Source organism: Aureimonas sp. N4 (genome assembly GCF_001463925.1).
GTDB lineage: Bacteria > Pseudomonadota > Alphaproteobacteria > Rhizobiales > Rhizobiaceae > Aureimonas > Aureimonas ureilytica_A.
The window spans coordinates 143072-149071 of sequence record NZ_BBWS01000016.1 but is presented as its reverse complement, the minus strand read 5'-3'; the positions used below and the strand labels follow the sequence as shown (position 1 = coordinate 149071).

Here is a 6000-nt window from a genome sequence, read left to right as displayed (position 1 = left end):
GCGCCGAGCCCGTGGCCTGCGGCGTGGAGAATGAGGCGGGAGGCTTCGGGGATCGTCATGAAGAAGCGCGTGATGTCGGGATGGGTCACGGTCAGCGGCCCGCCGCGCGATAGCTGCGCCTGAAACAGCGGGATCACCGAACCCGCCGAGCCCATGACATTGCCGAAGCGCACGGTCATGAAGCGTGTGCCCGAGCCCGCAAGGTCGAGCGCCTGGCAATAGGCTTCCGCCGCGCGCTTGGTCGCGCCCATGACATTGGTCGGGTTCACCGCCTTATCGGTGGAAACCATGACGAAGGCCGTCGCGCCGCAGCTGAGCGCCGCGTTCGCGACATTGCGCGAGCCCAGGAGATTGGTCTCGATCCCCTCCAGCGGATTGTCCTCGACGATCGGGACATGCTTCAGCGCGGCGGCGTGAAAGATGACCTCCGGCCGCCACTCGGCAAAGAGGCGCGACACGCGGTCGGCCTGCCGGACGTCCACGATCCGCTCCACCACCTCGACGCTGGGGTGGTGGACCTCCATGCGCTTGCCGATGGAGTAAAGATTGAACTCGTTAGCATCCACGAGGATCAGACGCCCCGGCGCGAAGGCGGCGATCTGGTTGACGAGTTCCGAGCCGATCGAGCCGCCCGCGCCGGTCACGGCGATGCCGCGGCCGCGAATGAGCCGCGCCACTTCCGCCGTGTCGAGCTCGACTTCGGTGCGCCCGAGAAGGTCTTCCAGCGAGACGGGCAGAGCCTCGATCGGCTTGTCGGCATCGACGCCGCCCGCGCGGGAAATATCTGGCAGGCGCTTCACCGCGATCTGGAACGGGGCGGCACTCTCCACCACGCGGGAGAGATCGGCGGGGGAGATGTTGGTCTGCGTGACGATGATCTGTGTGATCGGCGTCGCGCCGTGCTCGGCCTGCTGCACGACCTCGGGCAGATCGTCCAGCGCGCCGAGCACGCGCAGCCCGTGCAACTGGCGGCGGCGGTTCTTGGCGAGCGGATCGATCAGGCCGACGATATGCGGGCTGTGATGCGAGCGGCGCGCGTTGCGGATGAAAAGATCGGCATTGTCGGAAAAGCCGTAGAGCAGGATATGTTGCGGGCGCTCGCGCGCCGAAGCCGTCTCGAAGAAGCGCTCCGACAGGCCGCGCTCCTTGTAGAGCCGGTAGGCGAGGCGCGGGCCGCCGAGACCGACGATCATGATGAACCAGGTCATGATGAAGGCCGAACGCGGGAAATACTCGCCCCGGAACAGGATGAAATTGGCGATCAGGAAGACGACGTTGATCGCCGTCGCGGCCTTCACGATCGACACAACGTCGAGCAGCGAGGCATAGCGCCATGCGCCGCTGTTGAGCGAGAAGAGCGGGAACATCGCGGCCGAGAGCGCCGTGAAGCCGCCGATCATCGCCCAGATCTGCCAGGAATGGGTCAGCGCGTAGGAATCGAAGGCCAGCGTCAGCGAGAGGCTGATGGCGAGCGCGGCCACCACCACGTCATGCACGATGCCGAACGAACGGAGCGATCCGCGCGGGAGCTTGATGCGGGACGAACGCGACATGCCGAATGAGCCCAATCTCTTCTCGAAGCGGAGATCGCTCCCGCCTCGCGCCTGCGGGGCGGCGCACGCGTCCGGTCCCGCAAGCCTTGCCTTCTTATGCCCGGACGCGACAAAGGCCCGAGCGCGCAAGGCGGGCTCCAAAAGAGCCTAGCCTGACGCTTCGAGCCTTCGTCTAGCCTATTGCCAGCGAAAGAGGAAATCGCCCGGCGGATGCTTACGGGGAACGCCCGGTGAGGTAGTTAAAAAACGCTGGCGCCCCGGTCGGCCGGGCCGACCGCGCGGCGGAACACGGCGAACAGCTCGCGCCCGAGGCCGAACTCGTTAGCCGAGAGATCGGCTTCCGCGAGCGGCCGCGCGCCGAATTCGGCGGCATCCACCAGAACTTCCAGCGCGCCGGTTTCGCCGTCGAGACGGATCATGTCGCCGTCGCGGATGCGCCCGATCGCGCCGCCCTCGGCCGCTTCCGGCGTCACGTGGATGGCGGCGGGAATCTTTCCCGAGGCACCGGACATGCGCCCGTCCGTCACCAGCGCGACCTTCTGCCCGCGATCCTGCAACACGCCAAGCGAGGGCGTCAGCTTGTGAAGCTCGGGCATTCCGTTCGACTTCGGCCCCTGGAAGCGCACGACGGCGATGAAATCGCCCGTCAGCTCGCCCGCCTTGAAGGCGCGCTGGAGATCGTCCTGGTCGTGGAACACGCGGGCCGGCGCTTCCACTACGCGGCGCTCGGGCTTCACGGCGGAGACCTTGATGACGGCCTTGCCCATGTTGCCGTCCAGCATCTTCAAGCCGCCATTGGGCGCGAAGGGCTGCTCAGGCGTCGTCAGAACCTTGGGATCGTGGCTGTGCTCGGGGGCCGGCACGCGGATCACCGAATGCCCGTCCTCGCCCAGCCGCGCTTCGACGGTGTAGCCACCGAGGCCCGTGCCCCAGGCGGTGCGCACGTCGTCATGCAGGAGCCCGTGCTTCAGGAGTTCCTGGATCAGGTAGCCCATGCCGCCGGCCGCCTGGAAATGATTCACGTCGGCCGAACCGTTCGGATAGACGCGGGCGAGCAGCGGCGTGAGGTCGGAGAGTTCGGAGATATCGGCCCAGGTCAGCTGGATGCCGGCCGCCGCGGCGATGGCGACGAGATGCATCGTATGATTGGTCGAGCCGCCGGTGGCATGGAGGCCGATGACGCCGTTGACCACGGCGCGCTCGTCCACCACGAGGCCGGCGGGCGTGTATTCGTTGCCGAGCGCGGTGATCGACAGGGCGCGGCGCGTCGCCTCGCGGGTCAGCGCGTCGCGCAGCGGCGTGCCCGGATTGACGAAGGACGAGCCCGGCGTGTGCAGGCCCATGATTTCCATCAGCATCTGATTGGAATTGGCCGTGCCGTAGAAGGTGCAGGTGCCCGGCCCGTGATAGCTCTTGGACTCGGCCTCCAGCAGCGCGTCGCGCCCGACCTTGCCCTCGGCATAGAGCTGGCGGATGCGGGTTTTCTCGTCGTTCGGCAGGCCCGTCGTCATCGGCCCGGCCGGCACGAAGATCGCCGGCAGATGGCCGAAGGTCAGCGCGGCGATGGCGAGGCCGGGCACGATCTTGTCGCAGACGCCGAGATAGACGGCGGCGTCATACATGTCGTGGCTGAGACCGACGGCGGCCGACATGGCGATGATGTCGCGCGAGAAGAGCGACAGTTCCATGCCCGTCTGACCCTGCGTGACGCCGTCGCACATGGCGGGAACGCCCCCCGCGACCTGCGCCGTCGCGCCCATTTCGCGCGCCGTCTGGCGGATCATCTCAGGGTAGGTCTCGTAGGGCTGGTGGGCCGAGAGCATGTCGTTATAGGCGGTGATGATGCCGAGATTCAGCGTCTCGCTGCCGGTCAGGCGCTCCTTGTCGGTCGGCCCGCAGGCGGCGAAACCATGGGCGAGATTGCCGCAATGCAAGCGGTTGCGCCGGGGGCCGGCCGCGCCCTTGGCCTCGATGCGCGCGAGATAGGGCTCGCGCGTCGGCGCGGACCGCTCGCGGATACGAGCCGTGATCTCCTCGATGCGGGCAATGGCGGCCATGACGTCACCTCACTGGGTAGGGGCCGGCGCTTGTTTCACGCGTCGGCCCGGAACGAATGGCCCGGCGCGGACCCCGCACCAGGCAAGGATCGGCTCTTCAGGGAGCCCAGAAGACCTGGATCGGCTCTTCGCGCGGCGCTCGCAGCATGGCGCGCACCGGCATGTCCTCGACCGGGCCATTCTCCAGGGCGCGCTCCAGCACCACCTGCTTTTCCTCACCCTCGATATGAAGCGCCAGGAAACGCGCGTCGGCAAGCCGGGCGAGGGTCAAGGTGATGCGAGGCTCGCCCGCGCCGGGCGCCTCGATGGCGATCACCGCGTCCGGGTTGGCCGGGTCGATCGCCGCCGCCAGACGGTTGCCGCCGGGAAAGAAGGAGGCCGTGTGCCCGTCCGTGCCCATGCCGAGGATCACGACGTCGAAGGGGCGCTGGAACGCGCCGAATTTCTGCGACAGTTCGCCCACCGCCTCCAGCGCGTCCAGCCCCTCGATATAGAAGGGCTCGAGATGCGCCACTGCCGCCCGGTCGCGCAGGAGATTGTCCCGCACGAGGGCCGCGTTGGACCGATCGGAGGTTTCGGGCACCCAGCGCTCGTCCACGAGGACGACCGTCACCCGAGACCAGTCGATGTCGGTCGCGGAAAGATGGCGGAACAGGAGCTTGGGCGTCGAGCCGCCGGACACGGCGAGAACCGCCGAGCCCTGCGTGGCGATGCCGCCCGCCAGAACCGCCGCGATTCCGCTGGCCATAGCTTCGGCCAGCGCCTCGCGCGTGGGATAGTCGTGGCGCTTGATCGTCATGGGCGCGCTCAATCCGGCTCGTGCCAGGTGCGCCCGTCACGCTCGATTAGAGCGATCGAGGAAGAGGGACCCCAGGTGCCCGACGTGTAGCCCTGCGGCTTCATGCTGCGCTCTTCCCAGGCCTTGAGGATGGGATCGACCCATTCCCACGCGGCCTCAACCTCGTCGCGGCGCATGAACAGCGTCTGGTTGCCCCGGATCACGTCCATTAGAAGACGCTCATAGGCGTCCGGATTGCGGACATGGAAGCTCTCGGCGAAGGTCATGTCCAGCGGGACATGGCGCAGGCGCATGCCGCCCGGGCCGGGGTCCTTGATCATCAGCCACTGCTTCACGCCCTCGTCGGGTTGAAGGCGCATGACGAGCTGGTTCTGCTGAACGTGACCGGCGGCGTTGTCGAAGATCGAATGCGGGATCGGGCGGAAGGTCACGACGATCTCGCTCATGCGCTCCGACAGGCGCTTGCCCGTGCGGATATAGAAGGGCACGCCGGCCCAGCGCCAATTGTTGATCTCGGCCTTGATGGCGACGAAAGTCTCGGTGTCGCTGGTCGGCTCGCCGAGATCTTCCAGATAGCCCTTCACCGCGCCACCATTGGACGCACCGGCCTTGTACTGGCCGCGCACGGTGACGTGTTCGACGTTACTGGCGTCGATGCGCTTGAGCGAGCGCAGGATCTTCAGCTTCTCGTCGCGCAGCGCGTCGGCGTCCATAGCCGAAGGCGGCTCCAGCGCCACGAGGCAGACGAGCTGGAGAATGTGGTTCTGCACCATGTCGCGCATGGCGCCGGCGGTGTTGTAATAGCCCGCGCGCCCTTCCAGGCCGACGCTTTCGGCGACCGTGATCTGCACGTGATCCACGAAGGCCGAGTTCCAGAGCGGCTCGTAGAGCATATTGGCAAAGCGCAGAGCCATGAGGTTCTGCACGGTTTCCTTGCCGAGATAATGGTCGATGCGGAAGACCTGATCTTCGCGGAAATGCTCGCCGATCAGCGCGTTCAGGCGCTTGGCGGACTCGAGGTCACGCCCGACCGGCTTTTCGACCACGAGGCGCGTGCGGTCGTTGGACAGGCCCAGCGTGTTGATATGCGAGGCGATGTCGGCGAAGAGCGAGGGGCTGACCGCCATGTAGAAGGCGCGGATGCGATTGTCTTCGGCTTCGTCCAGAAGCGACTTCAGCTCGGCCCAGCCCGCATCGCCCTTCACGTCCACCTGACGGTAGAAGAGGCGCGACAGGAAGCGCTCGACCGCCTCCGGGTTGCGGTCCCCGGCGGCGACGAAGGAGTCCAGCGCCTTGCGGGCGAAGTCGCGATAGGCCTCGTCCGACAGCGCGGTTCGCGACGCGCCGATGATTCGAGCCCCTAGCGGAATCTGCCCGTCGAGGTCGCGATGATAGAGGGCGGGCAGGAGCTTACGTTCGGCGAGATCGCCGTTGCCGCCAAAGACGATGTAGTCGAAAATCTCGACAGGAATGATCTGGCTGGACACGAAATCGACATCTCCTCAAGGGCGCCCGCCGGTCGCGGCCTCGGACAGGCTATAATCTAATCGATTTAACAAGAAAAGCCGAGCCGGGCCGTCCGGGAGGACGA

The 6000-nt window shown here is 66.7% G+C and carries 4 protein-coding genes; all 4 read right to left on the bottom strand.

Annotated elements, in window-relative coordinates:
* Nucleotides 1-1553, bottom strand: a 1553-nt coding sequence (locus tag AUL28_RS05935) for a nucleoside-diphosphate sugar epimerase/dehydratase (RefSeq protein ID WP_062230981.1), incomplete at its 3' end; no start/stop codon positions are given.
* A 239-nt stretch (nt 1554-1792) separates the two neighbouring features.
* Nucleotides 1793-3610, bottom strand: a complete 1818-nt coding sequence (gene edd / locus AUL28_RS05930) for a phosphogluconate dehydratase (protein ID WP_058635049.1) — start codon at nt 3608-3610, stop codon at nt 1793-1795.
* A gap of 97 nt (nt 3611-3707) precedes the next feature.
* Nucleotides 3708-4409, bottom strand: a complete 702-nt coding sequence (gene pgl / locus AUL28_RS05925) for a 6-phosphogluconolactonase (RefSeq protein ID WP_062230980.1) — start codon at nt 4407-4409, stop codon at nt 3708-3710.
* Nucleotides 4410-4417: 8 nt separating this feature from the next.
* Nucleotides 4418-5896 (bottom strand): glucose-6-phosphate dehydrogenase, encoded by a 1479-nt coding sequence (zwf, locus tag AUL28_RS05920; RefSeq protein ID WP_062230979.1) that lies wholly within the window; start codon nt 5894-5896, stop codon nt 4418-4420.
* Nucleotides 5897-6000 lie beyond the last annotated feature (104 nt).

Excerpts from the sequence above, each read along its gene's own strand:
- edd (WP_058635049.1), bottom strand. The coding sequence starts at position 3,610 with ATGGCCGCCATTGCCCGCATCGAGGAGATCACGGCTCGTATCCGCGAG.
- pgl (WP_062230980.1), bottom strand. The coding sequence starts at position 4,409 with ATGACGATCAAGCGCCACGACTATCCCACGCGCGAGGCGCTGGCCGAA.